A 26,463-nucleotide genomic window follows, 5' to 3' on the forward strand; every position below is an offset into this window, starting at 1 on the left:
TCAAGACGTAGTCGCCGTCGACACCCGCCTGCGCAGGTCCGCGGTGCGCAGCGCCGAGCGGAACAACGGACCGATCACGTCGGCCAACTGCGTCGGCTTGGGTATCGACGCGTGTGCAGCGCTGCCGAACACCATGGCCAGCTCTCCGGAGTCGGTGGCCGCGCCGATCGTCAGGCACAAGCAGCCGATACCCTCTCGCCGGGCCTCCCCCAACGCCCGGCGCACGTCGGCCGCACCATAGCGCCGTTCGTAGCCATGGTCATAGGCCAAACCGTCGGACAGCACCACCAGCAGGCGACGTGACGTGCCCGCCTTCTCCGTCATCACCGCCGTACCGTGCCGAACGGCCGCCCCCAGTCGCGAGTAGGCGCCCGGAATGAGGCTGCCAAGGCGCCGCATGACCATCGCGTCGAGGTGATCGTCGAAGCGCTTGACCGGCACGAGATGAACGGCCGAGCGGCCCTGTGACTGAAACGCGTACAACGCGACGCGGTCTCCGAGTTCGTGGAGGGCGACGGTCAGCGCCGCCGCGGCCGTCCGCTGTTGCTCGTGCACGGTCTGGCCAGAAGTGCCCGATTCCCCAGCCGAGCCGGAGACGTCGAGCAGGACGAGTACGGCCAAGTCGCGGCGCCTTCGCAGATTGTCGAGGTAAACGGCCTCGTCGGGCGTCGAACCCGCCAGCGTTTCCACGCGCGCCTCGACCGCGGCATCGACGTCGATGTCGTCACCCTGGACCTGTCGGTGACACAGGTCCAGCCCGATGCCCAGACGGGTGAGGGGGCGACGCAAGGCGTGGACATCGGGGCGAACCAGCGCTTCCCCCTTGTCGATCGGCGCGTCGATCTCGACCACGGTGCACCAGTCCGGCCGGTAGGCGCGCCGCTGGAAGTCCCACTCGTGGTAGGTGCGACCCCCGGTTGCGGAGCCCGCCCAGCCATCGGAGTCCACCGCTCCGGCCGCGCTCGAGGTCACTGCGCCAGCACCGCGAAATCCCCTGCGGGAGCGGTGGGTCGGCGTGTCCGCACCCGGTGGGCCCGCACCGGAAAGCTTGCGGACGCTCTTTGTCATCCGTTTCAGAAGCTTGCCGAGCGCACCGCCCCCTCCAACGGGGCTCGAGAAGGGATCCATCACGTCGTCGCCGTCGTCGACGTCGTCATCACCGTCATCGAGGTCGGCCAGTTCCCTGTTCGCCTCGCGCCGAGGGGCGTGCCCGTCGGCCGCTTCTACCTGCGCGGCAGAGGCACGCGTGGCCAACACTTTCTGTGCCCTGATGACGCCGAAGCCCGCAGGCGGATCGGCGATGTCGCGGCTCTCCCCTGCGACCTTCAACGAACCGGCCGCCGAATCCGCGCGAGCGGCGAGGTCACAGTCGAGAAGGCGACGGACACCCGACGGCAGCAGGTCGTCGTTCACCGACAACGCCCGCTGACCCTCGACCGCGAGGTATCGGCGCGCCAGGGCCGGCCGCCTGACGAGTTTGCGCACCACGCCGGCTTCCAGGCCTCCGCTGGCCAGCAGCGACGCCTGCACCGTGACCGCCTCGAGTTGGCGGTGCGCGCCGGCGGATGGGTCGACGAACACCGTGACGCCGTCGGTCCACGCCGGTTCGCCGGGAGCGGCAGGCGCGACCGCTACCGTGCGGCCGGCCAGGGCCGAGGCCAGCAGCGCCAAGCGCTTGGGATCGTCGGCGTCCTCGCTCGTCATCGAGCGCGCCCTTTCTTGTTGACCAAATATCTGTTCCAACGTAGAGTCCGGCCGCACCGCAGTCAATCGCCGGAGGAACGATGATCGATTTCGCCGACCAGGTCGCCGTGGTCACCGGGGCGGGCCGCGGGCTCGGCCGTGTCTATGCGCTCGAGTTGGCAAGGCGCGGAGCATCGGTCGTCGTCAACGATCTCGGCGGGACCATGCACGGTGACGGCCGGGACACCGCTGTCGCCGATCAGGTGGTCGACGAGATCACCGCCTCGGGCGGCACGGCCGTCGCGTCCTATGACTCGGTGGACAGCCCGGCGGGCGGCGAGGCCATCGTGGGAACCGCCGTCGACGCGTTCGGCCGCCTCGACGCGGTGATCAGCAACGCGGGCATCTTCAACTCCATCCCGTTCGACGAACTGACGCGCGACGACTGGCGGCAGATGCTTTCCGTCCATCTCGACGGCGCGTTCTACCTGTCCCAGCCCGCCTACCGAGTGATGAAGGCGCAGGGCTACGGGCGCTTCGTGTTCATCGCGTCGTCGGCCGGCATGTTCGGTCAGCACCTGGAGGCGCATTACGCCGCAGCAAAAGCCGGCATCGTCGGCCTGACCAACGTCATCGCGCTCGAGGGTGACCCGCACGGGATCCGCGCCAACACCGTGCTGCCGTTCGGGCTCTCCCGGATGGTCACCGAAACGCTGGCCGACCCGAAAGCCCTTGAGGACAACGGCTTCTTCGCCGCCATCCGTCCCGAGCTCGTCGCTCCCCTCGTGGTGTACCTGGCTAGCCGGGCCTGCGATGTCAGCCATCAGAACTTCTCCGCGTGTGCGGGCCGGTTCGCCAGGGTTTTCATCGGGCTGAGCGAGGGTTGGCTGGCACCACGGAACGGTGATCCAACTGTCGAGGACATCGCCGGCCACCTCGAGGCGGTCGCGGCCACCGAGCCGTTCACCGTTCCGGGATCGATCTACGACGAGGTGTTCGCGGTGACGAGGCGCCTCGGAATCACGGGCTGAACGTCACTGCCCGACCGGCCCTCGGCATCGTTGACCAAAGATCTGTTCCGCATTATCGTCGGCGCGGAGACCGAGAACAAGGAGCGCCATGGATGTCGACCAGCTCCTCACGACGACCCGGTCGGCGCGCAAGTCACTGGACCTCGACGCACCCGTCGATCGTGGAGATATCGCGGACTGCCTACGGATCGGGATGCACGCCGCCAACGGCTCGAACCAACAGAGCTGGCGTTGGGTGGCCGTATCCGACGAGAAACTCCGCGCGCGGCTCGCCGACCTCTACCGCGACGCCTACCTGCAGAGGGTCGGTGGGCAACTGATCGCCGACCTGTTGCCACCCGAAACACCGGGCAAGAAGATCATGTCCTCGACCGAGTGGCTGGTCGAGAACATGGCGAAGGTCCCGCTTCTCGTAATCCCGTGCTACGAACCGTATCTGCCGCGCGTCGACGGCGACGAGTCCTTCTACCAGGCGACGCTGTACGGTTCGATCTTCCCCGCCGTCTGGAACTTCGCGCTCGCGCTTCACACGCGTGGCTACGGAACCTGCGTGACGACGTTGCATCTGACCCATGAGGCAACGGTGCGCGATCTGCTCGGCATCCCCGAAGGTTACGTCCAGGGCTGCCTTCTGCCGGTCGGCCGGCTGCGGCCCGGCGTCAGATTCCGTCCGGCGGAACGTCGACCGATCGCCGAGGTGGTCGCCGTGGACACCTGGGAGGGGACATCGCTGTGAACGAGAGGCTGCAGGAGATGTGCGACCGCGCCGACATCTTCGACTGCATGCAGCGGTACGCCCGCGGGATGGATCGACGCGACCGCGAACTGGTGCGTTCTGCCTACCACGACGGCGCGGTCGACGAGCACATCGGTTTCGTGGGCCCCGTCGACGAATTCATCGACTGGGCATTCGCTTATCACGAGACGCAATCCCGCTACCAGCACTACCTGGTGAACCACACCGCGGACATCGCGGGCGACCAGGCGCACGCCGAAACCTACTATCTGTTCGTCGGCACCGACCGCGCCCCGGCAAACCACCTGACCGTCAACGGCGGCCGCTACATCGACCGGCTCGAGCGCCGGGACGGCCGTTGGGCCATCGCCGCGCGGGTCTGCGTCGTGGAATGGCACACCGAGGGAACGACGCTGATCACCGGCGAGACCATGGGCTTTCTCGCCGATATCCTCACCGTCGCGCACGACCGCAGCGACATCTCCTACGAGCGCCCGCTGAACCCCGTTCGCTTTCCATCCAGCTCGTGACCACCGGCCCCGCTACCGGCGCCTTCACCTCGAGCGACACTGCCCGGTGGCCCAGTTCTGGTAGCGTTAACCAAACTTTGGGTCGGTTCGACCAAACAGGTGGACGGGAGCCTGGCGTTGGAGGTGTCGTGGGGCGTCGTGTGACGCCGAAGGCCGACCTCGCGAAGCACGCGGGCCATTCCTACGACGACGGCACCCGGCGGACCGAAATCTTGCAGACGGCGGCGTCGTTGATCGCCACGTCCGGGCTGCGCACGTCACTTCAGGAGATCGCCGACGCCGCAGGCATCCTGCCCGGCAGCCTGTATCACCATTTCGAGTCCAAGGAAGCAATCCTCGTCGAGTTGCTTCGGCGCTACCACGAGGACCTCGATCGCATCGCCGATCAGGCCCTCAATCGGCTCGATGACCCCGCCCCGCTGTCGGCGTTCGATCGGATCGTGGAGTTGGGTGCCGCGATCGCCCAGTGCGCGGTGACCCACAGCGCCGCACTGCAGATGACGTTCTACGAGACACCGACCTCGAATCCGGAACTGGCCGCGCTGGCCCAACAGCGCCCCGCGAAGATCCTCGAAGCGATGGTGCAGACGCTGCGTGCCGCGCGGTGGAGCGGTTATCTGCGCCCGGACGTCGACCTGCCCATTCTTGCCGACCGGATCGTCCAATCGATGCGCCAAGTCGGGCTGGATGTCATCCGGCACAGCGCAGGCGCCGACAAGGTCGCGGCCACGCTGTGCCGGATCCTGCTGGAAGGATTGGCCACGGTCCCTCCCAGCGACGCCGAACTTGACCGCTCCCCCGCGTTCATCGCCGCCGACGACGCGGTGAAGTCGTGGATCGAGGAGGAAGAGAACGCGCCCAACGACAAGGCCTCACACGTGCGCGCAGTCGCGCGAGCCGAATTCGGCCGAAAAGGCTACGAGGTCACCACGATCCGCGACATCGCATCGGCCGCCGGCCTCGGCACCGGAACGGTGTACCGCCTGATCGGGTCGAAAGAGGAACTGCTGGCCTCGATCATGCAGTCGTTCGGCGAGAAGGTCGCCGAGGTGGGGTGGACGAGCGTGCTGCGGTCCGAGGCAACGGCGGTCGAGAAACTCGATGCGTTGAGCTGGATCCACACCAACGCGCTCGCCCACTTCGGCGACGAGTTCCGGATCCAGTTGGCGTGGATGCGGCAGTCTCCTCCGGACACCCCCAACATCGCATGGCTGTTCACCAAACGCGTCCGTCAGATGAAATCCCTGCTCACCGCTGGAATCCGCGCCGGCGAGATCGCAATCGACGCACCATCGAACGAGACGCTGGCCCGCGTCGTCATCGGGGTGTCGTGGATCCCGGAGAACCTGCTCCACGACCTCAGCCCGCGCGCTTCGCAGATCCACGTCCGCGACACCCTGCTGCGCGGCGTCACCACGCGCTCGACAGCCGACGACGCTAGCCGACGATGATCGGCAGCCTGCCCCAGCCCCGCACACTGGATGTGTGGGCCATCGCGGCGTCCTCGTAGTCGACCTCCCACTCGGGCCACCGGCGCAGCATCTCCTCGAGTGCGACCCTGGCCTGCATTCTGGCCAGCGACGAGCCGAGGCAGAAGTGCAGCCCCTGCCCGAACGACAGGTGCGATCCGCCGCGATGGATGTCGAATCTCTCCCCGTCGGGGTAGCGCCGTTCGTCGCGGTTGGCAGAACCGTTGAGCAGCAACATCACCGAGCCCTCGGCGATCGTCTGGCCGTGAGCCTCGGTATCGCGGGCGACATATCGGGCCTGCACCGGCGACGGCGCCTGGTAGCGCAACACCTCCTCGATCGCCCGGGGAATCAGCGAGAAGTCGTCGAGAAGTTCGCGTCGCTGATCGGGGTGCTCGGCGAGCATCTGAGCGATGAAACCGATCAGCCTGGTGGTCGTCTCGTTACCGGCACCGGCGATCATGCTCGTGTAGGTCATCACCTCGATCCGAGACAACGGCCGCACCTGACCGTCGTCTTCGACCTCGGCGTTGAGCAATTGGGTCATCAGATCGTCCGACGGATGTTCGGCCCGCCACTCGATGTAGTCGGCGAACAGCTGGTAGGCGTTCTCGAACGTCGCCGCCGACACTGACTGAAAGCTCCCCTCCTTCAACCCAATCGACGCATCGGTGTTGTCGCGAATCTGCTGCTGTCCCTGCTCCGGAATACCCAGCAGGTAACCGATGGTCCGCATCGGGATCAGCGCCCCGAAGTCGCCGATCACGTCGAAACGGGAAGCACCCGTAAGGGAGTCGAGCGCACGCACGCAGAACTGGCGCACCAGGTGTTCGATGGCTTCCATCCGGCGCGGGGTGAAGACCTTCGACAGCACCCGTCGGTGAATGTCGTGGAGGGGAGGATCCTCGAACAGGATCACGCCCGGCGGTACGTCCACACAGCTCATGATGACGTCCATCGTGGTGCCCTTGCCCGAACGGTAGATGTCCCAGTCGTGTAGCCCCTTGGCGACGTCGTCGTAGCGGCTCAACGCGTAGAAGTTGTACTTGTCGTTGTAATAGAGCGGCGCCTCGTCGCGCATCCGCTTCCAGATGGGGTACGGGTCGTCGTCGATGTCGAAATCGAATGGGTCGTAGTACAGATCGACGGTGTTGGTATCGGTCATCTGCTGCTCTCTCTTGTCATCGTCGGGGTCGCTGCCGCGTCAGCGGCGCGCCTCAGATATGGCCACGCGATCTCGGGTGGAATACCGCCGCACAGCGGTGACAGATTGAGAAACCCTCCCCCGCGGATGATTTCGCGCGCCTGTTCAGAGCTGATGATCCGGTGCGAAGTGTAGTGGTGGCGCAGTTCCTCCACATCGCGAGCCGCCGAGATGCCGGCCGAAGCGTGGTTGTCCGGATTCCACTGCGCATACATGCGGGCGTCGTGAAACAGGTGTTCGCCGATCTCGTCCCACCCCTCGTCGACGTCATCGGCGACGAACGTGACCGTCGGCGTGTCGGGCGGGGGTAACAGCACACCGCCGGGTTCGTGCCCGTGCGCGCGCGACGCGGTTTCGTACGCGTCCCGCATACCGGTCACGCTGCCGTTGGCGAGAAGACCCAGACCGTAACGTCCGGCGCGGCGCGCCGCCGCAAGGCTTGCACCGCCCCACATCAAAGTCGGCCCGCCGCGAGTGCACGGTGGCGGTGACACCATGATGCGGCGGTTGTCGTGCACGGTGGGCCGGCCGGTCAGCAGCGTCCGCAACAAGTCGAGATTCTCGTCGGCCAGCGCGCCCCGGCGCGACCGGTCGATACCGAAGTGCTCGAACTCCTCGGGCCGGTAGCCCAACCCGAATACATACGAAGCCCGGCCGTTGCTGAGAATGTCGAGCACCGCAACGTCTTCGGCCAGCCGAACGGGATCGTAGAACGGCAGTATCACGACCACGCTGAGCGCCAATCGCTCGGTACGGGCCGCGATCGCCGATGCCAACATCAGGGGTGCCGGCAGATAGCCGTCCTCTGATCCGTGGTGCTCGCACAGCACCGCCGCCACGCATCCGTGCTGCTCGGCCCACGCCGACATGTCGATTGCCGCCGCATACAGGTCGGTCGTCGCCGCACCGAAACGCGGTGCCCGCATGTCGAATCGGATCGAGAACATCGCTGACTCCCGCTGCTCACCCGAACGCGTTCCGGGGCAACGTGTTCGGCAGGTCCAGCGAACTCAGCAGACCGGCGGGAGCCGCCACCACGTAAGGAATCGCGTTGACCACGCGCATCGCGGTGGCGGCCATCGCAGCATGCCCCGCGCCGTGGCCCTCGGCGGCGCCGAGGTTCATCGCGCAGTGGATGTCGGGATCACCGTCGATGTCGACGCGATACGTGGCGTCGAACTCCGAGGACGGCCAGTCCGGCGCCACGTCGCGTGCCATCCGGATGATGTGCTGGACGACGATGGCTTCCCGGCCGTTGACCACACCCGCGGCCCTGGTGCTCACCGCGCCACACGTCCCGGCCTCGATCGTGCCGAACGCCACCTCGATGTCCCTGTCGGTGACGCGGCGGTCGAGGCTGCCGCGGACCTCCTCGACCTCGACGCCGAGACCCGCCGCGATCAGGTGGATCGGTGCCCGCCAGGCCATTTCGATGAATCCCGGAGTCTTCAGCAGCGGTTCGAAATCGAGCGGCCGTCCGAAGCCCATGCCGTTCATCATCACATCGGCCACCGGGTAGTGGTCGTTGAGCGCGACCTCGGTGACGGTCACGCAGCGGATCCGCTTCGACTGCGTGGCCAGCACCAGCGCGAGTTGATCGGAGCCGAAGCCGGGAAAGATCCCCGAGGCGTAGAAGGACGCGCCGCCTCTCTTCGCAGCCTCTTCCATCTGGTCGCGCCACTCCGGTGAGTAGTAGGCAGGCGGATAGATCAGGGTGGTCGACGTCGTCGACACGACATTGATCCCGGCGTCGAGGAGTTTCAGGTAATCGGGCACCGCTCCCGCATCACGTTCCGGTCCGCTCGCGGCGTACACCACGCAGTCCGGTTGCAGCGCGACCAACTCGTCTGCGTCATTGGTGGCTGCCACCCCGATCGGATCACCACCGGCCAAGGCCCCAGCGTCCTTGCCGATCTTCTCCTCGGAGTGCACCCACACCCCGACCAGCTCGAGGTCGGGCCTGCCCCGGATCGCGTCGATGGCAATCGATCCAACGCCTCCTGTCGACCAGACGACGGTCCTCAGCGGTGTTGTCACGGATTCTCCTGTCGGTCAAGTAGATGCGGCCGCCGTCGCGGCGCGTTCGAGATACGGCCAAGCCAGCTCAGGCGGTAAACCGCCGCACAGTGGAAGCAGCGGAAGCGGCCTGCCGTCTTGGACGTACGCGGCGGCCTCCTCGGGTGTGAAGATGCGATACGGGCCGCCCGGTTGCCGCAGTTCGGACACGCTCTGCGCCCTTGAGATGCTCGCCACCGAATCGTCGCCGTGCCGGTAGGAGGCGGCCATCACCGCGTCATGCAGCAGGTACGGTCCCAACTCCTGCCATGCCGCGTCCACATCGTCGGCGACAAAGACGGCCGTCGCCGCCCCCTCGCCGGGGAACTGCATGAGGCCTGGCTCGAATCCCTTGTCACGACATTCGTTCTCGTAGAACCGTTTCAACCCCTCAGAATCCACCTGGGAGATGAAACCGAGCCCGTGCCGCGCGGCGCGCCGGGCGGCGGCCCTGCTGCCGCCGGCGATCAGCAGGTACGGCCCGCCGGGAGTCGCCGGAGGCGGCGTGACCTGGACGCGGCGGCCGTCGATGTCGATCGGTTCCCCGGTCAACAGTCGCAACAGCTGCGCCAGCGACTCGTCGGCGACCGCGCCCCGTCGGCTCGTGCCCACACCGAAGTGCTCGTACTCCTCGGCGCGGTGCCCGATGCCGAACGCATAAGAGACGCGGCCGCGACTGATGATGTCGAGCACGGCGATGTTCTCGGCCAGTCGGACGGGGTCCCAGAAGGGGATCGGCACGGCGGCCAGCATGATCCCCAGGCGGGTGGTCCGTGCGGAGATCGCCGACGCCAGGAGGTGCGGTGACGGCAGATGACCGTCCTCGGTGCCGTGATGCTCGGACAGCACGGCGACGACCGCGCCGCGGCTCTCGGCCCACTCACACATCTGCACGGCGCACGCATACAGGTCGGTGGCCGGCGCACCGGTAGCGGGCGCGCGCATGTCGAAACGGAGCGTGAACATCAGCGCCGCAACAAGGCCGAGGGATTCACGACGACCGACTCTAACCTAATTTTTGTTCTGGTTTCCATTAATAGTAAATGCTATTCTCAGACCTGGCCCGAGACATGGATCTCGCCCCGTCGCGCTCCCCGAGGAGGATCGATGACCGGAGGCAAACACCGCGTGGTGGTCTGGTCGACCGGTGGAATCGGGTCGATTGCGATCCGCGCGATTTCGCAGCGACCCGACCTGGATCTCGTCGGGGTGTGGGTGCACTCCCCCGACAAGGACGGCATGGACGCGGGCGAACTCGCCAACGGACAGCCGATCGGGGTGGCCACCACCACGGACGCCGATGCGTTGATCGGGCTGCGGCCCGACTGCGTCGTCTATGCGGCAAGCGGGCCCGAACGTGACGCGCTCGCCATCCCGGACTATGTCAAGCTGCTCAACGCCGGCATCAACGTGGTGACGACGAGCACCACCCACCTGGTCAATCCGCACGCCTACGAGCCAGCCGAGTGGCGTGACCAACTGGCCGCGGCGGCCAAGGAGGGCCAGGTCTCGCTATACGCCTCGGGCATCGAACCGGGCTTCGTCGCCGACTACCTACCGCTTGTGCTTTGCACCCAGTCCTCACAGATCGAGAAGATCCACGCCTACGAGATCGGCCTCTACGACGACTACGGCGTGCCCGACATCATGAGCGACGCTTTGGGATTCGGCCGCCCGCTCGACTACCAGCCGTGGATCTCGTTCCCCGGCGCGATCGCCGGCGAATGGCAGGGCCAGATCCGCATGGTCGCCGAAGCCCTCGGCGTCGAGGTGCAGGAGGTGCGCGAGACGTTCGACCGCGCGGTGACCGAGCGGCCGCTCGAGGTGGCGATGGGCACCGTCGAGGCGGGGACGTGCGGCGCCCTGCGGATGCAGGCCATCGGCATCGTCGACGGCCGCGAGGCGATCGTGATCGAACACGTCACCCGATTGGCGGCGGATGTGGCTCCGCAGTGGCCGACGCTGCCGAATGCCCTCGGCTATCGGATCGTGATCACCGGTCAGCCCGACATCGAGTGCACGATGGCAGCCACCGTCCGCGACCGCAAGGACGCGGCTATCGAAAGCATGACCTCCGGCGCTGGCGCAATGGTCGCCACGGCCATGCGTGTCGTCAATGCGGTGCCCTATGTCATTGCCGCACAACCCGGTCTGCTCAGCTCGGTCGAGCTACCCTTGACGATCCCGCGGCACGCATTCAACCCACGCGGGTCAGCCTGAACGGCATCTCGATGTCGAGCACCTTGTTGAAACCGCAGGCGCCACTGGGACCCTCGGTCTTGTCCCACCCCTCGTACTTGTTGGGGTCCTGCGGATAACCCAGCCAGAACACCCACGACTGCTTGCCCGGGTAGGCCGTACCGTCGATGCACGGTTCCCAGTCCGGCACGGTCCTGGTCACCTTCCACCGGCCGCTCATATACACCAGATCCGCGCTCCAACCCTGATCGCTCTCGACCCGACCAGTGCAATCCTGATACGTCGTGCATGTCGAGGTGATGGTCCAGGTCTGGGTGACGCTCGCCTCGTCGTGGCGCGAGTCGTTGGTTGTCGCCCACCGGCCGTCGGAAAACGCGGTGAACACGCCGTTGATCGCGACCTCGTTCTGCGCCTGTGCGAGCGGCGCGGAGTGCACCGCCGCGGTGATCGTCACCGCGATCGTCAACGCCCGTATCACTGCTCGCCTCCCTCGTAGATCAACTGCTGCCACGACTTCGGGCGCTGCGCGAGATCGGTTTGGCGGCCGACGTTTCCGTCCGGCGTTGCATACTGGCCGGTCTGCGGGTCGTAGTGCGCGATGGCGACGGATGGTCCCTCCGCGGAGCGCCCGGTGGTGACCGAACTCGGCGTTGCGGGTACCGCCCCGGCCGGAGGCGGCGAACCGTCTGACTGCGGCGGTGGCCCGTGTGGGGTCCCCGCCTGAGGTGCGGGTGCATCGGCGGCGCCCCGCTGGTCCACCGGTTGCGAAACAAGGGGCGGGATCGCGTTCGGAGGCAGCGACGGCATCTTCGCTCCGGGTGCGAGCGGCGGAGGCGGGATCGGCGGCACCATGCCCTGCGGCAGTGGCGTGCCCTCCAGCGGGGCGAAGAGGTTCTCGTCGGCCCTGACCCGGTCGTCGGGCGGCACTCCCTGCGCGATCAGGTTGGGATCGATCGGGTAGGGCCCGAGCGAGTGCTGGCGCATCGCGAGCGGTTGATAGGGTATATCGCTGTAGCACAGCTCGACGGTGGGCGCTCGCTTGCCCGGCACACCCATACAAGGCGCGTTGCGCGCACCACGCACGACGATCGGCGAGTCCTGCGGCAGCTTGCAATACAACCCGTCCGGCGTGTCGATCGTGGTCTGATCGTCGGGGCTCCGCCATTGCGAGGGCGGCAGGAAGCCGACGGTGCACGGGTTGGGGTCGGCCATCTGAATGCGGAAGTCACCCAGGGCGATACCGGTGGGATTGTTATGGGGAGCCGACGACTGCACGTTGGCTACGAACGGCGGTAACAGCACGAGCACCTGCTCCAGCGAGGGGCGGTAGGTGACTGCAACCTGACCGATGGTGGTCATGTTGGCCAGCAGCACCGGCAGTGTCGGCTTGATCTGCTCGAGCAGGCCGGCGACCTCATCAACTGCGGCGGGACCCTCGTCCAGAAGAGTGCGGAGCTGCAGGTCGTTGGCCACGACCTGACCGGTGATCCCGGCGAGGCTTCGCGCCCACACCCGCAACGAGTCGGTCGAGCGGACCTGCGAATCCAGCAGAGGCACCGAGTCTTCGGCCAACCTCGCCGAGCGCGACGGGTCCTCGTTCAGGGCTTCGGAGAGCGTGGCCGACGAGTCCACCAGCGAACCCATGTCGAAGCCGGCTCCGCTGAACGCCTTGTACGATTCGTCGATCAATTCGCTCAGGCGACCCTTGGGGATGCTCGCGATCAGGGTGTTCACCTGCTCGAGCATCGGGCTCACCGGCTGCGGAATCGTGGTGTCGGACATGGCGATCACCGATCCGTCTTCCAGATACGGCGGCGACTCGGTGCGCGGAAGCAGCTCGACGTACTGCTCGCCGACGGCTGACACGCTGCGCACTTCGGCCTGCAGATCGGACGGGATTCTCGGCGAGGTGTCGAGCCGCAGCGTCGCGGTGGCCTGGGTGCGGGACACGTCCATCTCGGTCACCTTGCCGACCTGCACCCCGCGATAGGTGACGTTGGCGAACCGGTAGAGCCCACCGGAGGACGGCAACTCCAGTGTGACGGTGATCTTCCCAATGCCCAGCAGGGTGGGCACCTGCATGTAGGCGAACACCATTGCGACCACGCCGATGATCGATGCGATCGAGAAGATCACGAGCTGGATGCGCACCACCCGCGGCAGCATCAGCCACCACCCCCCGGTTCCCACGGTGCGGGCGCAGCATTGGGAATCGGGCCGAAGGGCGGCGAGGTGCCAACGCCCAGTGGGAATTTGGTGTAGTACGCGTCGTATCCGGGGTCACCCGGCGCGGGAATCAACGATGCACGGTTCTGCCCGAGCGCGGTGCCGAGCAGCAATCCACGCTTGAGCCGCGCGTTCGTCCAGTCCACCGTGACGAAGAGATTCACGTAATCACCGCGCACCCCGCGGTCGATCAAGTTCTGGCTCAACGGGAACGTCGGCAAGGCAGCCAGCGCCGTGTCGATCTCTGCGCCCACGTCGGCGAGCGCGCGCAGGGTCGGCTCCAAGTTCTGCAGATTCCTCACGAGGTCGGCCTGGGTGTCGTTGATCAAGCCGGAAACCGTATCGCTGAACTGGCCCAACCGCTTCAGTGCGGTGGTGAAGTTGGGTCGTTCCCGGATCAGGACGTCGAGCGCGGGCGGAATCTTGTCGAGCGCGCGGGTAAGCAGCCGTTGTTCATCACCCAACCGCTGCGAGAACCTGTTCAGCTCGTCGATGGTCGCGATGATGTTGTCGCGCTGTTGGTACAGGGTCCCGACGAAGGTGTCCAGCCGGGTGATCAAGTCGCGCACCGTTCCCTGACGTCCCGATAGCGCGGTGTTGAAATTGGCGATGATGTCGCCGATCTGGCCCAGTCCCCCGCCGTTGACCACCGCCGCCAGGGACGACAGCGTCTGTTCCGTCGACGGATAGGTCGACGTCCTGTCGAGAGCGATGGTGGCGCCGGGACTGAGCCTGCCGCGCGGTTCGTCGCCGGGCGGCGGGTCGAGCGCGACGTGCATCGATCCCAGGAGGCTGGTCTGCCCCACCGTGGCCACAGCGTTGCCGGGCACCACGACCTCGGGCTTCACCGAGACCTCCAGGTCGATGTGCCAGCCGTGCAGCGTCATCTTCCCGACGCTGCCGACCACGACATCGTCGATCATCACCGGCGAATTCGACTCGAGGGTCCCGATATTCGCAAGTTCGACGTGGTAGACGTTGCTATCCGGCCCTCGGCCCACCGCGCCCGGCAGGGGTAGCGAGTTGACCCCTTGGAATGAGCAACCGGTGACCGTCAGCAGGATGCTCAGGCCGACCGCCACCATCCGACGAGCCGTCATGAGGGGGCTCCACCGTGTGGGACCGGGGCCACCGTCGCCGGTGGCGCCTGCGCACTCGGCCGCTCGGCGGGCAGCAGCATGTCCTGCACGGTCGGCGGGCCGGGTGACGCCGGCGCGACGGCCGCGGGCGGCAGACCGGGCGGGGCGGGCGGCGCGCCCCATCCGGGAGGCGGCGGCACGTCGCCGATTCCGGTGTAGGCCGACACCGCGGGCGGGGGCTCGGGCTGATCGTCGGGCGGCCCGCCCGCCCCGGGCATCAGTTCCGGTTCGGAATACCGCAGCATGTACGGCGGCGGGTTCGCTGTCAGGAACAGGCTGAACGGGAACGGCACGTTGTTGATGCTCGCCGTGCGCAGGCCGGGCCCGAGGTACTGCGCGCACAGCTTGCCTGTGGTGGGCGAGGTGACGTTTTGCAGCGCCCCGATCATGCCGCAGATGGCCCACACCGGATTCGACAGGTTGTTGAGCACGAACACACCGCTGGCGGCGCCGGTACGCGGGTCAAACATGTTGACCGCGTTGGCGATCGAGTGCGGCGCGATGTGCAGTACGTTCTCCAGTGCCATGCGATTGTCGACGAGGTTCTGGGTGACGTTGGCCAGTCGCTGAATCTGTTCGGCGGTCTGGTCTCGGCTGCCCCTGATGAACCGGGTCGTCTCGCCCACGACGTCGGACAAGTTCTTCAGCGCGGCGTCGAGATCGGATCGGCTGTCGTCGACGACGCTGGTCAACGTCGCGAACCTGTCCTGGAACTGCACGATCTGCTCGTTGCTGTCGCGCAGCGCGGTGACGAACGTCTGCAAGTGGTTGATGGTGTCGACGATGTTGCCGCTGCCGTCGGCGAGTATGCGACCGACACCCGACAGCTGCGCAAGCGTTTGACGCAGTTTGTCGCCGTTGCCGCCGAGCGCGCCGGCCGCGCTGTCGATGAACCTGCCGACCGAACCAGTCGACATACCCTCGGCGGGGCCAAGGTCCGTTGCCAGGCGCATCAGCTGCTCTTTGACCTCGTTCCACTCGACCGGAACTGCCGTGCGGTCCAACGGGATAACGGCACCGTCGGCCATCACCGGCCCCGACTCGTAGGCGGGTGTCAGTTGGACGTACCGCGCCGAGACCAGGTTCTGCGCGACGATAACCGCCTTGGCGCCGGCGGGCACCCTGATGCCGTGGTCGACGACCAACCTCATCTCGGCCTGCGTGCCGACCGGTTTGATCGATTCGATGGAGCCCACCTTGACGCCGGCGATACGGACCTCGTCACCGGGGTAGATGGCGGTCGCGGTGGTGAAGTGGGCGGTGATGGTCGTGGGCCGCAACACGGTCTGCCGGAACAGGACCACGGCTCCCCCGACGAGCGCCACCGCCAGCGCCACAGCAAGCGAACGCTTCACCCAGATGTTGTTCATCGCCCCGGACCCCACTGCTCATGGGGCATCGGAATTCCGTTGTACGGGAACGGAAGCTCGGCGCGCGGCCCGGCATTGTCGGGCGGCTGGCCGGCGTTGACCCCGCGCCGGAACCCGAACGCATAATCGAAGAACGGCTGGAAAATCTGACCGAAGAAGATGTTGGGTATGTAGGCCTGGTAGTAGGGACCGTTACCGATCGTCTCGCCCAACGTGATCTGGAACTTCGCCAGCCCGGGAAGCGCTTTGGCGATGTTGTCGCGGTTGCGCTCCAGGATCTCGGTGACGCCGTTGAGCTTCTCCAATGTGGGGGCGAGCTGTTTCTCGTTGTCGGCGATGAGGCCGGACAGCTGCTTGGATAACGCCGATGTGTGCGCGAGCAGTTCGACGATGGCGTAGCGCCGCGCCGACAACACCGACACCAGGTCGTTGGCGTTCAGAATCAGCGTGCTCACCTGCTGGCTGCGGTCCGACAGGATCTCGGTGACATCGGCGCCGTTTGCGAGCAAATCCCCCAGCGTTTCGTCACGGTCGTTAATCGCCCTTGACAACCGGGTCAGCCCGTCGAACGCCGGGCCCAGCTGCGGCGCCACCTGGTCCAGGGTCGCGGCCAACGTATCCAAGGACTGGTTCAACGACGCGGTGTCGGTGCCCGCGGTGTTGCTCGTCAGCTCGCTGACCGCTTCGGTTAAAGAATACGGGGATGCGGTGCGCGACACAGGGATCACGTCCATCGGGTGCAGTGACCCCTCGCCCTTCGATTCCAGGGTCACGACCCGCTCGCCCAGCAGCGTTCCGGTCCGGATGTGTGCGGTGGTGTCCGACCCCAGCGACACCGAGCCGTCGACCACCATCGTCACCAGCGCGTTGCGCCCCTGGAGCGCAACGCCGGAGACGGTCCCCACCTTGATCCCCGAGATCGTGACGTCGTTGCCCGCCGCCAGCCCGCCGGCGTCGGTGAACTGCGCCTGATACCGCACCGCGGTCGCCCATGACACCAGTCGTTCCGGAGCGAGCCCGACGGCGATGACGAGGACGATCAGCACCACGCCGAGGATTCCGGCGCGGATGAGTTGTCTGCCACGGTATTTCAGCATCAGGGCTCGGCACACCTCCCGTTTTCCTGTTTGAGCCAGGGGAAGACGGCGGTGCGGCCCTGCAGGTCGGTCACCCGCCACTTGAGTTCGCAGATGTAGTAGTTGAAGAAGCTTCCGTACGACCCGGTACGGACCAGTTTCCGGTAGTTCTCGGGCGCCTTCTGCAGGCTCGTGTCGATCCGGTCCTTCTGGAAGTCGAGGTTGGGCGCCAATCGGGCAAGCTCATCGATGGTGCCCGCCAGCGGCGCGCGCGCATCGCTGAGGAGGTCAGCCACGGACGCCGAGCCGTTGTTCAGCGACTCGATCGCTGTGCCGATCGGGTCGCGTTCAGCCGCAAGCTCCGTGACGAGCTTCTCCAGGCGGTCGATCGTGCCCGAGAACTTGTCCCCCTCGCGATTCAGGGTCGTAAGCAGGGTGCGCAGATTGTCGATCAGCGCCTGGATCGTCTGGTTGTGCTCGGCAAGGGCTGTGGTGAATCCGGAGGTGTTGTTCAGCAGCGACTGCAGGGTGCCGCCCTGCCCCTGGAAGATCTGGATCAGCGACGCCGACAAGGCGTTCACATCCTCCGGATTGAGTCCCCGGATAACGGGTTTGAGGCCGCCGAGAAGGAGATCGAGATCAAGGGCGCCCTGGGTCCGTTCCACCGGAATCTGTGAGTCGGGTGGCATCGGTGTTCCGTCGGGCCCCTCGATCAGCTCCAGGTATCGGTCGCCTACCAGGTTCAGGTACCGGACCGCGGCTCGCGTGCCCGTGGTCATGCGTACATTCGGATCGGCGTCGAAGCTGACCAGCACGGTTTTGTCGGGGCGTAACTTGACGCTGTTGACCGTGCCGACCCGCATCCCGGCCACCCGCACGGACTGTCCGGTTTTCAGCCGGGAGGCGTCGGCGAACACCGCCGTGTAATCCTTGGTGCTCCCGGTTTGGTATTGACCGAAGATGAAGAACAGCGATGCGGTAAGCAACGTCATCACGAGCGCGAAAAGCCCGAACTTGACCACGGTCGGCCGCAGCGAACGCCTCATCCCGGCATTCCGATCTGTGCTGTATTACGGGGCGGTCCAGCGGTTTCTGTGTCGGGGAACATGATCTGCTTGATGATGTCGGCATTGAGGACGATGCCTGGATAGGTGCGTCGCCACGGATTGGTACCGGTGTCTGCCACCACATACGGTGCGGCGGTCTCGAACGGCAGCTTCGGCAGCCCGGTGCACTGCGGACCGCCCTCGGCGCCTGCCTTGGGCAGATCCAGAGGATAGCGATACCGCTCCTGCGCCCACAGGAAGCCGGCCAGCACCTCGACGCCCGGCGCTTTCAACGGTGGGAAATGCGCTGACTCGACTATGCCGGCCAGCGCACACCACAACGCCTGGTTGTATTCGTTGGTCAATGATGTGGTCGGGACCAACAGCCGCACGACGTCGGTCAGCGCCTGACGGTTCTGCGCGATCACCTCGTTGCCGACCTCGGCGAGCCCGATCACGCTGACGAGCGCCGCATCGAGATCGTCTTGTTTGTCGACGATGGACTCGCTGATGGTCGCCGCGTTGTCGGCGATCGACACGAGATCCCCTGACGCGTCTGCGTATGCGCGAAGCACTCCGGGAGCCAGTTCCAGATCGCGGTTGAGCGCCGGCAGGCTGGGCTCGAGCGTCGCGAGGTAGGAGTCGAGGTCGGAAAGCATCTTGCCGAACTTCTGTCCACGACCGGATACGGCTTGGGCGATCGCACCGAGCGTGGCATTCAGTTTCGCCGGTTCGATCGTGGACAGCACCGAGGTCAGCTGCTCGAAGACGGTGTTCACCTCGACCATCACATGCTGGGCCTCGATCACCTGACCGGCGCGCAGCGATTGGGGTGACGGCTCTTCGGGAAAGACGAATTGGACTTGTTTGGCGCCGAACACCGTTGGCGACGCGACGTCGACGAGCGCGTTGGCCGGAATCGCATCGAGCCGCGAAGGATCCATCGCCAGATGCAGTGCCGCCTCACCGCTGGGCAGTTCTTCGATCGCCTCTACCCGTCCCACCTGGACGCCACGGATTTCGACCTTGGCATCGGGATTCATCACCAGGCCGGCGCGCTGCGAGATCACGGTCACCGGAACGGTATCGGCGAAGTCGCCGCGAAATAGGCTCGCCGCCAAAGCGAACACCGCCACGAGTGCGGCGATCGACGCCAATCCGACGAGCGGGCGCAGCAGATAGCGCTTCACCGATCGCTCCCGCGCTCATGCCCGAGGCGCTCCGCACCGCACCCCGCCGATCGGTATGACAAGCCCGCTTTCCCCCCAGTGTGCGATCGAGGACGGTGCAGGACTTTACGCCGGAACATATCTTTGGGTCAATCGCTCCCGTTATCAAGCGGATTTTATTAGTCGCAGATCCTCTCCCCGGTAGCGGCAAGGCCAATATTTGTTTGCTGCACAAGAATGACACACAGTTCACTGCACTTCAACAGGCAGAAATGGGACAATTCGGTGTTATCTGTCTCGCGCTCGTGACGTACGTGACCAGATTGTCAGTTAGGCCGACCGTCGGGCTTGCATGGAACAATGATTAGGCCCACCGCGGGCATTATTCAGCGCAATGACAAGTCGACGGATACAACGCGTCGTCGACGATGCGACTCAATCGTGCCGTGCGACCGACGCCGCGCGAAGCCAAATGGCAATTATTACGAGAATAGAGACGGGCAGTCTTGGAAAGGCCGGCCCCTGTGATTCGGCGCGAAACGTGTTGGTATTTCGGGCGACTACTTACTGTCGCAAACGTCAGTTGATCGACGCGGCGCGATCGAGGCGCCCCGCCTATTCCGGGAGCCGCAATTCGGGCTTTTCGACCTCTTCGATATTGACGTCCTTGAAGGTGATCACGCGGACCTGTTTGACGAAGCGGGCGGGCCGGTACATGTCCCACACCCAGGCGTCGGCCAACCGCAGCTCGAAATAGACCTCTCCGTCGGAGTTGCGCGGCACCAGTTCGACGCTGTTGGCGAGGTAGAACCTGCGCTCGGTCTCCACCACGTAACTGAACTGGCCGACGATGTCCTTGTATTCGCGGTAGAGCGAGAGCTCCATCTCGGTTTCGTATTTCTCGAGATCCTCGGCACTCATCGCTCAGCTGTCCTTCATCTTGGTCGCTGCCCCCTTGTTGGCTCCCATTGTCCCCTACCCCGCTTCGTCACATTGCTCCGGTGGACCCACGTGACGGGAGTCAACCAGTTCGGTCACCACTCTGATTCCTCCGGCCGTGGCCACCCGGCGCACATTGATGAACGAGTGCCGGTGTTGGCTACAGGGCCCCAGCTCGGCCAGCGCCGCGCTGTGCGCCGGCGTGCTGTAGCCCTTGTGAAGCGCGAAGCCGTACCCAGGGTGTTCGGCCTCCATCTTCACCATCAGACGGTCGCGGCTGACCTTGGCCAGCACGCTGGCCGCCGCGATGCACGCCGCGGCCGCATCGCCGCCGACCACCGGAAGCGACGGCGCCGACAGCCCGGGGACGCGGAAACCGTCGGACAGCACATAGCCCGGTCGCACGGACAGGCCCGCGACCGCGCGGCGCATGCCCTCGATGTTGGCCACATGCACGCCGCGGCGATCGACCTCATGGGAGGGGATGAACACCACGTGGTAAGCCAGGGCGTAACGCCGAATCAGGGGGAAAAGGCGCTCGCGCTCCTTTTCGTTGAGCTTCTTCGAATCGTCGAGCGCCGAGAGGCTCTCCAACCGATTCGGGCCGAGAACACAGGCGGCGACGACGAGGGGGCCCGCACACGCGCCGCGGCCGACCTCGTCGACGCCGGCGACCGGCCCGAGGCCGCTGCGATACAGCGCAGATTCCAGGGTGCGCAGCCCCGAGGATTTCCGGATCACAGTGCGCGGAGGCCATGTCGCCGGCAAGAACAGCTCTCCTAGTGCGTGTGGCGTTTACGTCTGCGGGTTCTCGCTGCCCACGCCACCCCAACGGGAGGGGGGCCATGCGATGAATCGCGCCTTTCCGATGACATTGTCCACCGGGACGGTGCCCGCCGTCGGGTCGCCCGTGCACAGCAGACCCTTCTGGGCGTCGGCCGGGGTGTTGGTGCAGTGCGCGCGGGAATCAGCCGAGTGGGTGCGGTTGTCCCCCATCACCCACAACCGGCCTTCAGGCACTTCGACCGGCCCGAACTCATTTCCCAGGCATGGATAGATCGCGGGGTCCGCCTGCATGGTCTCGGGGTCCAGGTACGGCTCGTCGAGCCGCTTGCCGTCGACGGCCAACCCGGTCGCCGCTCGGCATTCCACCGTCTGGCCGCCCACCGCGATGATCCGCTTGACGAGGTCGTTCTCGTCGGGCGGGACGAATCCGACGACCGAGAGCGCGTTCTGCACCCATCGGATCGCGGTGTTGTCCGAGCGGATCGACCGGTAGTTGATGTTCCAGTTCGGCGGGCCCTTGAACACGACGACGTCGCCGGGCTCGGGTGACGAGAACCGGTAGGTCACCTTGTCGACCATGATCCGGTCGCCGGTGCAGCCAGGGCAGCCGTGCAGGGTCGGTTCCATCGACTCCGACGGAATCAGATACGGCCGGGCGACGAACGTGAGCATGACGTAATAGATGACGAGCGCGATCGAGATGAGGATCGCGAATTCTCGGAGCGCACCGCCCTTTTTCTTGGGCTTTTCCGTCTCGCTGTCCGGCTCGGCGGTCTCGGGCCGGTGCTCGGCTGATGATTCGTCGGGCTCTGAGGAACCGGTCACCGCATCAGGGTAGCCAGCGCCGTGCTCAGCCCCGCGCTGCTCGCGCTCCAAGGATCAAGCCCCGGCGCCGACAGCCGACCGGGACGTCAGCGCTTTTCCTTGATCTTGGCTTTCTTGCCGCGCAGCTCACGCAGGTAGTACAGCTTGGCGCGACGTACGTCACCACGGGTCACGACGTCGATGTGGTCGACGTTGGGCGAATGCACCGGAAAGGTCCGCTCGACGCCGACGCCGTAGCTCTCCTTGCGCACGGTGAAGGTCTCCCGGACACCGCCACCCTGGCGACGCAGGACCACACCCTTGAAGACCTGGATGCGCTCCTTGGAGCCCTCGATGACCTTGACGTGCACGTTGACGGTGTCGCCGGGACCGAAGTCCGGGATGTCGTCGCGCAGTGATGTCTGATCGACGAAGTCCAGCGTGTTCATCGGTGACACTTCCTTGCGGTTGGCGGCTGCGGGCGCTGCAGTCACGTGGGCACCGTGACATGGCCTGCCGAGCCGATCTGATCGGGCGAATCGGGGTGTATCTCGCAGCGGGCGGAACGAGCCGTTCCCGGGTCCTGCACAGACAACTGCTCAATTGTGCCAGATGAGACCTGATCCAGCGAAATCGCACCGGGTCCGTCGGTCCGCGCCTCCCGACGTTACCTGGACAGGCGCCCCGGGTAGCCAGTGATTAGGGTTGACACCAGGGCCGAAGCGACGCGGCGGGCCCCGATTTTCTCATCCGGGCCATTTGAGGAGGGTCATGCAACGGCGGCCGTCTTTGCTGGTCAAGACGATCGCAATCGCCGCCGCCGCCATCGTGGTCGTCGCTGGGTACGAGACGCAAGCACACGACGCGCCATCGACCGTCATCGCGCCGCAGGGCGGCTCCGGACCGCTGCCCGAATCCCGGCCCGACGAGCCCGCCGCCTCCTTCGGCGGGCTCGTCGCCCGCACGCGCCAGGCCACCGAGCAGGCCGCCGAGACCGGTGCCGACCTCTCCGTCGCCGTGCTCGACCGCAATACCGGAACCTTCGTGTCCAACGGCAACAACGAGGCGATGCCGATCGCGTCGGTGGTCAAGCTGTTCATCGCCGACGACCTGCTGCTGCAGGAAGCGCAGGGGAAGACCGAAATCACGCCCGAGGACCGCAAGGCGTTGGATGCGATGCTGCGGTCATCCGATGACAGCGCGGCCGAGATCTTCTGGAATCGCGGCGGCGGCAGCGAGATCGTTTCGCGCGTCACCGCGCGGTACGGCCTGCGCGCGACCAGCACGCCGTACAACGGCCGCTGGTTCAACACCTTGAGCACCACGGGAGATTTGGTGCGGTACTACTCAGAGTTGCTCTCGGGCGGCGGCGGCCTACCCCCCGACAAGACCGACGTCATCGTGTCGAACCTGGCCAGGTCGACTCCGACGGCGCCCGACGGCACCATGCCCGGCGGTGTCTACCCGCAGCGGTTCGGCATCCCCGAAGGGCTCTTCGAGGAGCGGGTGGCGGTCAAGCAGGGCTGGTTCTGTTGCTGGAACGGCGGGAACTGGGTGCACTGGTCCACCGGGGCGATCGGCACCGATCGTCGATTCGTCATGGCGATCGCATCGATGCAGCCCGCCGACGACGCCACCGCACGCGACACGGTGACGCAGGCGGTCAAGACCATGTTCCCCGGCGGCCGAATCTAGTCTCCGCGTAGCAAGTTCGACGAAAGTCGGCCGAGAACCGCGAAAAGGGCACTTCGCGCCGCGAGAATCCGGCACGCTGCGTTGATGACTCCAGCTGGGCATCTGCCGACGATCTCGCGCCGGGCCGCACTCGGTGCGTTCGGGCTGGGCGCCGCCGCCATGGCCACCGCGCCGCAAGCGGCGGGTCAGCTCGATCAGGGCTATGAGGCGATGCTGATGAAATGCATCGACCCTCGGTTCACCACCGAAACGTGGAAGTACATGTCCGGCCGCGGGTGGCAGAACAACTACAGCCAGTTCGCCTTCGCCGGCGGGCCGGTCGGCGCGGTGGCCCCGGCGTTCGCCGGCTGGCACGAGACGTTCTGGGAGAACCTCGCGATCTCGGTGGACCTGCACTGGCTGACGCGGTTGATCGGTATGGCACACCGCGACTGCGGCGCAGCGGCAGTGGCCTACGGCGACAGGGTGCTGACCGACAAGGTGTACGAGACCGAGATGCTGTCGGGGGCGTTGCGGGCATTCCGGGAGGAGGCCGGCCGGCGTCAGCCTGCCCTCGTCGTCGAACTCGGCATCACGGATCTGAACGGAGTTGTCGAAGTCGTCACCTGAGGCGCTCAGTCGAGCAGGTCGGGTCGACGCTCGCGGGTGCGCTCCAATCCTTGTTCGCGACGCCATGCGGCGACCTTGGCGTGGTCGCCGGAGAGCAGGACATCGGGTACGTCGAGGCCCCGCCAGCTGGGCGGCCGGGTGTAGCTCGGACCCTCGAGGATGCCTTCGGAATGTGAATCCTGTTGATGTGACTGCGGATTGCCGAGCACGTCGGGCAGCAACCGCACGACGGCCTCGATCATCACCAGTGCCGCCGACTCGCCCCCGGGCAACACGTAGTCACCGATCGACACCTCCTCGACGCGCATGCGGCGCGCCGCGTCCTCGACGACGCGCTGGTCGATTCCCTCGTAGCGTCCACATGCGAACACCAGGTGTTTCTCGGTTGCCCATGCGCTGGCGTCGGCCTGCCGGAACAGTCGTCCCGCAGGCGTCGGCACCACCAGAAGCGTTTGTTCCGAACAGATCTCGTCGAGTGCCGCGCCCCACACCGGCGCCTTCATCACCATCCCCGGTCCGCCGCCGTAGGGCGCGTCGTCGACCGAGCGGTGCACGTCATGCGTCCAGCGGCGCAGATCGTGTACCTCCAGTTGCACGATGCCGGATTCAATAGCTTTGCCCGGCAATGACTGCCGCAGAGGTTCGAGGTAGGCCGGGAAGATCGTCACAACGTCTATTCGCATCGCTCAGATCTCCAGCAGGCCGTCCGGTGGGTCGATTTCGATGACCTCGTCGGCCAACGACACCGACGTCACGATCGCGCTGACGAACGGCACCAGAACTTCGCGTTCGTCAGCGCGGACCGCGAGCAGCTCACCGGCGGCCGTATGCAGCACCTCGGTGACGGTGCCGATGTCGTCGCCGTTTGTTGTCCGCACCCGCAGGCCCTCGAGTTGATGGTCGTAGTACTCGTCGGGGTCATCGATCGGTGGCAGTTCCTGCGAGTCGACGAGGAACAGGATTCCGCGCAGCGCGTCGGCGGCGTTGCGGTTGCCGATGCCGTCGAACCGGACCAGCAGACGGCCACCGTGTTCACGGACCGACTCGATCCTGTACTCGCGCTCGGGACCGCCCTTCGCGGGTCGCCCGCGCAACGACGTCCCGGCTGCAAACCGCGCATCGGGATCGTCGGTGCGGACGTCCACCACCACTTCACCGGCGATGCCGTGCGCTTTGGCCACGCGCCCGACAACGAGGTCCATGATGACCGACTACTGGTCGGTGTCCACCACGTCGACGCGGATACCGCGACCGCCGATACCGGCGACCAGTGTGCGCAGCGCGGTCGCGGTGCGCCCACCGCGGCCAATCACCTTGCCCAGGTCATCGGGGTGAACGTGCACCTCGACGGTGCGACCACGCCGGCTGGTCACCATGTCGACGCGGACGTCGTCGGGGTTGTCGACGATTCCGCGCACGAGGTGTTCGACCGCGTCGACGACGACAGAACTCACGGCCTGACTCAGCTTTCGGTGGCGCCGGCGACGGTGGCGTCCTCGCCCTCAGCCGAGGGCTCGGACTCGTCCTTGGCTGGCGCCGGATCGGCCTGGGGCTCGGCCTCGACCGCCTTCTTATCCGACTCGTCTGAGGCCTTGTCGGCTGCCTTTTTGGCGGCGGGCGCCTTCTTCTTCTTGGGCTGCGTGGCCTCGGTACTCGGACCGCCCTCGGCCTCCGCGAGCGCCGCGTTGAACAGATCCAGCTTGCTGGGCTTGGGCTCCTTGACCTTCAGCGTGCCTTCCGCACCGGGCAGACCCTTGTACTTCTGCCAGTCACCGGTGATCTTCAGCAAAGCGAGCACCGGTTCGGTCGGCTGCGCGCCGACGCTGAGCCAGTACTGGGCCCGCTCCGAGTTGATCTCGATGAGGCTGGGGTCTTCCTTCGGGTGGTAGCGACCGATCACCTCGATGGAGCGGCCCTGACGGCGGGTGCGCGCGTCGGCGACGGTGATGCGGTACTGGGGGTTGCGGATCTTGCCGAGCCGCGCGAGCTTGATCTTTACAGCCATGGTGGTACGTCTTCTCCTGTGATTGCCACGCTGGCAATTCAGCGATCGAGGCGGGTTGCCTCGGCCCGGTTTTGCCTTGCATGTGTGACCGCCGCAGAAGCGCCCGGCGAAATCGCTCGAAACGGGTCCCGCGGCAGACAGCCGCCCATTGTGCCAGAACAGCCGCGACCGGCAAAAATCCGCGCCGCGAGCGCGTTGACGGGTTGATCCCACGCACCAGGTGAGGGCGATCAGCCCGCTAAGGGCACTTACGCGCTCAGACGAGTTTGTCGAAGCACTTCTCCTCGACCCGCTTGCTCATGCGCCAGCCGTCGGCGGTGCGCACGAACTCGTCGACGTACCAGATCCCCACGAAGTAGATCTGACTTTCGCTGCCCATCACCATCGGGTTGAAGCAGATCGCACGCGATGAGCCGGTGTCGCCGGTGACGCGGATATCGACGTTGCCCAGCATGTGGTAGTACGCCGGGAAGTTCGGCAGCACGTCCTTGAGCCACGTCTTGACCTCAGGAAAGCGGCCGTCGATGCCGCCGGTGACGCGGTAGTCGATGTAGGCGTCCTGGGTGAAAACCCGGTCGAGGTCGTCGAATCGCTTCTGGTCGATGGCCGTCGAGTAGTCGATCAACAGCTGCTGTATTTCGAAGCGGTCGGAAATCTCCTCGAGGCTCAGCATGCGTCGATTGAACACGACT

At 66.0% G+C, this 26,463-nt stretch carries 28 protein-coding genes; 7 read left to right on the top strand and 21 right to left on the bottom strand.

Annotated elements, in window-relative coordinates; genetic code table 11:
- A complete protein-coding gene (locus A5790_RS13390; protein WP_066844778.1) occupies positions 1–1,704 on the bottom strand; it encodes a nitric oxide reductase activation protein NorD in 1,704 nt (567 codons plus the stop codon).
- Between the two features lie 80 nt (positions 1,705–1,784).
- On the opposite strand from A5790_RS13390, the gene A5790_RS13395 reads away from it, so the two are divergent.
- The 4 genes from A5790_RS13395 to A5790_RS13410 all read left to right on the top strand — a co-directional run bounded on the left by A5790_RS13395 (position 1,785) and on the right by A5790_RS13410 (position 5,431).
- Positions 1,785–2,714 (top strand): SDR family NAD(P)-dependent oxidoreductase, encoded by a 930-nt coding sequence (locus A5790_RS13395; protein WP_066844779.1) that lies wholly within the window; start codon positions 1,785–1,787, stop codon positions 2,712–2,714.
- Positions 2,715–2,802: 88 nt separating this feature from the next.
- On the top strand, positions 2,803–3,450 hold the full coding sequence (locus A5790_RS13400; RefSeq protein ID WP_066844782.1) for a nitroreductase family protein: 648 nt from the start codon (positions 2,803–2,805) through the stop codon (positions 3,448–3,450).
- Positions 3,447–3,980: a nuclear transport factor 2 family protein gene (locus tag A5790_RS13405; RefSeq protein WP_066844785.1), complete on the top strand. Its 534-nt coding sequence runs from the start codon at positions 3,447–3,449 to the stop codon at positions 3,978–3,980. Before A5790_RS13400 ends, A5790_RS13405 begins: the two co-directional genes overlap by 4 nt.
- A gap of 128 nt (positions 3,981–4,108) precedes the next feature.
- Positions 4,109–5,431: a TetR/AcrR family transcriptional regulator gene (locus A5790_RS13410; protein WP_066844788.1), complete on the top strand. Its 1,323-nt coding sequence runs from the start codon at positions 4,109–4,111 to the stop codon at positions 5,429–5,431.
- Here A5790_RS13410 and A5790_RS13415 read toward each other — a convergent pair.
- The 4 genes from A5790_RS13415 to A5790_RS13430 are packed head-to-tail and all read right to left on the bottom strand — an operon-like array spanning position 5,418 to position 9,674.
- Positions 5,418–6,614: a cytochrome P450 gene (locus A5790_RS13415; protein ID WP_066844789.1), complete on the bottom strand. Its 1,197-nt coding sequence runs from the start codon at positions 6,612–6,614 to the stop codon at positions 5,418–5,420. The two genes, A5790_RS13410 and A5790_RS13415, sit on opposite strands and share 14 nt — an antisense overlap.
- Entirely contained in the window at positions 6,611–7,600 is a 990-nt protein-coding gene (locus A5790_RS13420) for an LLM class flavin-dependent oxidoreductase (protein ID WP_066844792.1), read from the bottom strand. The genes A5790_RS13415 and A5790_RS13420 overlap by 4 nt, the downstream gene beginning before the upstream one ends.
- A 16-nt stretch (positions 7,601–7,616) precedes the next feature.
- The gene (locus tag A5790_RS13425) at positions 7,617–8,690 is read right to left on the bottom strand and encodes a dihydrodipicolinate reductase (RefSeq protein WP_066844795.1); all 1,074 of its coding nucleotides are present in this window, start codon (positions 8,688–8,690) and stop codon (positions 7,617–7,619) included.
- Between the two features lie 15 nt (positions 8,691–8,705).
- Complete coding sequence (locus A5790_RS13430) at positions 8,706–9,674, bottom strand: LLM class flavin-dependent oxidoreductase (RefSeq protein ID WP_066844798.1); 969 nt, start codon at positions 9,672–9,674, stop codon at positions 8,706–8,708.
- 141 nt (positions 9,675–9,815) lie between these two features.
- Between A5790_RS13430 and A5790_RS13435 the strand changes: the two genes are divergently transcribed.
- Entirely contained in the window at positions 9,816–10,928 is a 1,113-nt protein-coding gene (locus tag A5790_RS13435; protein WP_066844802.1) for a dihydrodipicolinate reductase, read from the top strand.
- On the opposite strand, the gene A5790_RS13440 is transcribed toward A5790_RS13435, so the two are convergent.
- The 11 genes from A5790_RS13440 to rplS all read right to left on the bottom strand — a co-directional run bounded on the left by A5790_RS13440 (position 10,906) and on the right by rplS (position 21,911).
- Positions 10,906–11,385, bottom strand: a complete 480-nt coding sequence (locus A5790_RS13440) for a hypothetical protein (protein WP_231987783.1) — start codon at positions 11,383–11,385, stop codon at positions 10,906–10,908. The two genes, A5790_RS13435 and A5790_RS13440, sit on opposite strands and share 23 nt — an antisense overlap.
- Positions 11,382–13,073, bottom strand: coding sequence for an MCE family protein (locus A5790_RS13445; protein ID WP_066845144.1), 1,692 nt, complete (start codon positions 13,071–13,073; stop codon positions 11,382–11,384). Before A5790_RS13445 ends, A5790_RS13440 begins: the two co-directional genes overlap by 4 nt.
- Entirely contained in the window at positions 13,073–14,233 is a 1,161-nt protein-coding gene (locus A5790_RS13450; RefSeq protein ID WP_066844805.1) for an MCE family protein, read from the bottom strand. Before A5790_RS13450 ends, A5790_RS13445 begins: the two co-directional genes overlap by 1 nt.
- Entirely contained in the window at positions 14,230–15,642 is a 1,413-nt protein-coding gene (locus A5790_RS13455) for an MCE family protein (RefSeq protein ID WP_066845152.1), read from the bottom strand. Before A5790_RS13455 ends, A5790_RS13450 begins: the two co-directional genes overlap by 4 nt.
- Positions 15,639–16,739 carry an MCE family protein gene (locus A5790_RS13460; protein WP_066845150.1) on the bottom strand — a complete coding sequence of 367 codons (1,101 nt, stop codon included), beginning with the start codon at positions 16,737–16,739 and terminating at the stop codon, positions 15,639–15,641. Before A5790_RS13460 ends, A5790_RS13455 begins: the two co-directional genes overlap by 4 nt.
- Positions 16,739–17,764: an MCE family protein gene (locus A5790_RS13465; RefSeq protein ID WP_066844806.1), complete on the bottom strand. Its 1,026-nt coding sequence runs from the start codon at positions 17,762–17,764 to the stop codon at positions 16,739–16,741. The genes A5790_RS13460 and A5790_RS13465 overlap by 1 nt, the downstream gene beginning before the upstream one ends.
- Positions 17,761–18,954, bottom strand: a complete 1,194-nt coding sequence (locus A5790_RS13470) for an MCE family protein (protein ID WP_369829786.1) — start codon at positions 18,952–18,954, stop codon at positions 17,761–17,763. Before A5790_RS13470 ends, A5790_RS13465 begins: the two co-directional genes overlap by 4 nt.
- A gap of 594 nt (positions 18,955–19,548) precedes the next feature.
- On the bottom strand, positions 19,549–19,854 hold the full coding sequence (locus A5790_RS13475; RefSeq protein ID WP_064398671.1) for a DUF2469 domain-containing protein: 306 nt from the start codon (positions 19,852–19,854) through the stop codon (positions 19,549–19,551).
- Between the two features lie 54 nt (positions 19,855–19,908).
- Entirely contained in the window at positions 19,909–20,640 is a 732-nt protein-coding gene (locus tag A5790_RS13480; RefSeq protein ID WP_066844808.1) for a ribonuclease HII, read from the bottom strand.
- Positions 20,641–20,667: 27 nt separating this feature from the next.
- Positions 20,668–21,483, bottom strand: a complete 816-nt coding sequence (gene lepB, locus A5790_RS13485) for a signal peptidase I (RefSeq protein WP_066844814.1) — start codon at positions 21,481–21,483, stop codon at positions 20,668–20,670.
- Between the two features lie 86 nt (positions 21,484–21,569).
- A complete protein-coding gene (gene rplS / locus A5790_RS13490; RefSeq protein ID WP_064428397.1) occupies positions 21,570–21,911 on the bottom strand; it encodes a 50S ribosomal protein L19 in 342 nt (113 codons plus the stop codon).
- Positions 21,912–22,233: 322 nt separating this feature from the next.
- Between rplS and A5790_RS13495 the strand changes: the two genes are divergently transcribed.
- Both A5790_RS13495 and A5790_RS13500 read left to right on the top strand, forming a co-directional pair.
- A complete protein-coding gene (locus A5790_RS13495) occupies positions 22,234–23,157 on the top strand; it encodes a hypothetical protein (RefSeq protein WP_066844817.1) in 924 nt (307 codons plus the stop codon).
- Positions 23,158–23,241: 84 nt separating this feature from the next.
- On the top strand, positions 23,242–23,766 hold the full coding sequence (locus A5790_RS13500; protein WP_066844820.1) for a hypothetical protein: 525 nt from the start codon (positions 23,242–23,244) through the stop codon (positions 23,764–23,766).
- A 5-nt stretch (positions 23,767–23,771) separates the two neighbouring features.
- Here the strand turns inward: A5790_RS13500 and trmD are convergent, their stop codons facing one another.
- From trmD to A5790_RS13525, 5 genes are all read right to left on the bottom strand, one after another.
- Positions 23,772–24,449 (bottom strand): tRNA (guanosine(37)-N1)-methyltransferase TrmD, encoded by a 678-nt coding sequence (gene trmD / locus A5790_RS13505; protein ID WP_064428351.1) that lies wholly within the window; start codon positions 24,447–24,449, stop codon positions 23,772–23,774.
- Positions 24,450–24,452: 3 nt separating this feature from the next.
- Positions 24,453–24,968, bottom strand: a complete 516-nt coding sequence (gene rimM / locus A5790_RS13510) for a ribosome maturation factor RimM (RefSeq protein WP_066844823.1) — start codon at positions 24,966–24,968, stop codon at positions 24,453–24,455.
- 9 nt (positions 24,969–24,977) lie between these two features.
- Positions 24,978–25,220 (bottom strand): RNA-binding protein, encoded by a 243-nt coding sequence (locus A5790_RS13515; RefSeq protein ID WP_003881089.1) that lies wholly within the window; start codon positions 25,218–25,220, stop codon positions 24,978–24,980.
- Between the two features lie 8 nt (positions 25,221–25,228).
- Positions 25,229–25,771 (bottom strand): 30S ribosomal protein S16, encoded by a 543-nt coding sequence (rpsP, locus tag A5790_RS13520; protein ID WP_066844826.1) that lies wholly within the window; start codon positions 25,769–25,771, stop codon positions 25,229–25,231.
- Positions 25,772–26,027: 256 nt separating this feature from the next.
- Positions 26,028–26,444, bottom strand: coding sequence for a nuclear transport factor 2 family protein (locus tag A5790_RS13525; protein WP_066844829.1), 417 nt, complete (start codon positions 26,442–26,444; stop codon positions 26,028–26,030).
- Positions 26,445–26,463 lie beyond the last annotated feature (19 nt).

It is taken from the genome of Mycobacterium sp. 852002-51152_SCH6134967 (assembly GCF_001667105.1).
GTDB classification, from domain to species: Bacteria; Actinomycetota; Actinomycetes; order Mycobacteriales; family Mycobacteriaceae; genus Mycobacterium; species Mycobacterium neumannii_A.

Excerpts from the sequence above, each read along its gene's own strand:
- A5790_RS13415 (WP_066844789.1), bottom strand. The coding sequence starts at position 6,614 with ATGACCGATACCAACACCGTCGATCTGTACTACGACCCATTCGATTTC.
- A5790_RS13400 (WP_066844782.1), top strand. The coding sequence starts at position 2,803 with ATGGATGTCGACCAGCTCCTCACGACGACCCGGTCGGCGCGCAAGTCA.
- A5790_RS13460 (WP_066845150.1), bottom strand. The coding sequence starts at position 16,739 with ATGCTGAAATACCGTGGCAGACAACTCATCCGCGCCGGAATCCTCGGC.
- A5790_RS13525 (WP_066844829.1), bottom strand. The coding sequence starts at position 26,444 with ATGCTGAGCCTCGAGGAGATTTCCGACCGCTTCGAAATACAGCAGCTG.
- rimM (WP_066844823.1), bottom strand. The coding sequence starts at position 24,968 with ATGGACCTCGTTGTCGGGCGCGTGGCCAAAGCGCACGGCATCGCCGGT.
- A5790_RS13495 (WP_066844817.1), top strand. The coding sequence starts at position 22,234 with ATGCAACGGCGGCCGTCTTTGCTGGTCAAGACGATCGCAATCGCCGCC.
- A5790_RS13390 (WP_066844778.1), bottom strand. The coding sequence starts at position 1,704 with ATGACGAGCGAGGACGCCGACGATCCCAAGCGCTTGGCGCTGCTGGCC.
- A5790_RS13450 (WP_066844805.1), bottom strand. The coding sequence starts at position 14,233 with ATGACGGCTCGTCGGATGGTGGCGGTCGGCCTGAGCATCCTGCTGACG.
- A5790_RS13465 (WP_066844806.1), bottom strand. The coding sequence starts at position 17,764 with ATGAGGCGTTCGCTGCGGCCGACCGTGGTCAAGTTCGGGCTTTTCGCG.
- A5790_RS13420 (WP_066844792.1), bottom strand. The coding sequence starts at position 7,600 with ATGTTCTCGATCCGATTCGACATGCGGGCACCGCGTTTCGGTGCGGCG.
- A5790_RS13455 (WP_066845152.1), bottom strand. The coding sequence starts at position 15,642 with ATGAACAACATCTGGGTGAAGCGTTCGCTTGCTGTGGCGCTGGCGGTG.
- rplS (WP_064428397.1), bottom strand. The coding sequence starts at position 21,911 with ATGAACACGCTGGACTTCGTCGATCAGACATCACTGCGCGACGACATC.
- A5790_RS13435 (WP_066844802.1), top strand. The coding sequence starts at position 9,816 with ATGACCGGAGGCAAACACCGCGTGGTGGTCTGGTCGACCGGTGGAATC.
- A5790_RS13475 (WP_064398671.1), bottom strand. The coding sequence starts at position 19,854 with ATGAGTGCCGAGGATCTCGAGAAATACGAAACCGAGATGGAGCTCTCG.
- A5790_RS13430 (WP_066844798.1), bottom strand. The coding sequence starts at position 9,674 with ATGTTCACGCTCCGTTTCGACATGCGCGCGCCCGCTACCGGTGCGCCG.
- rpsP (WP_066844826.1), bottom strand. The coding sequence starts at position 25,771 with ATGGCTGTAAAGATCAAGCTCGCGCGGCTCGGCAAGATCCGCAACCCC.
- A5790_RS13500 (WP_066844820.1), top strand. The coding sequence starts at position 23,242 with ATGACTCCAGCTGGGCATCTGCCGACGATCTCGCGCCGGGCCGCACTC.
- trmD (WP_064428351.1), bottom strand. The coding sequence starts at position 24,449 with ATGCGAATAGACGTTGTGACGATCTTCCCGGCCTACCTCGAACCTCTG.
- A5790_RS13395 (WP_066844779.1), top strand. The coding sequence starts at position 1,785 with ATGATCGATTTCGCCGACCAGGTCGCCGTGGTCACCGGGGCGGGCCGC.
- A5790_RS13445 (WP_066845144.1), bottom strand. The coding sequence starts at position 13,073 with ATGCTGCCGCGGGTGGTGCGCATCCAGCTCGTGATCTTCTCGATCGCA.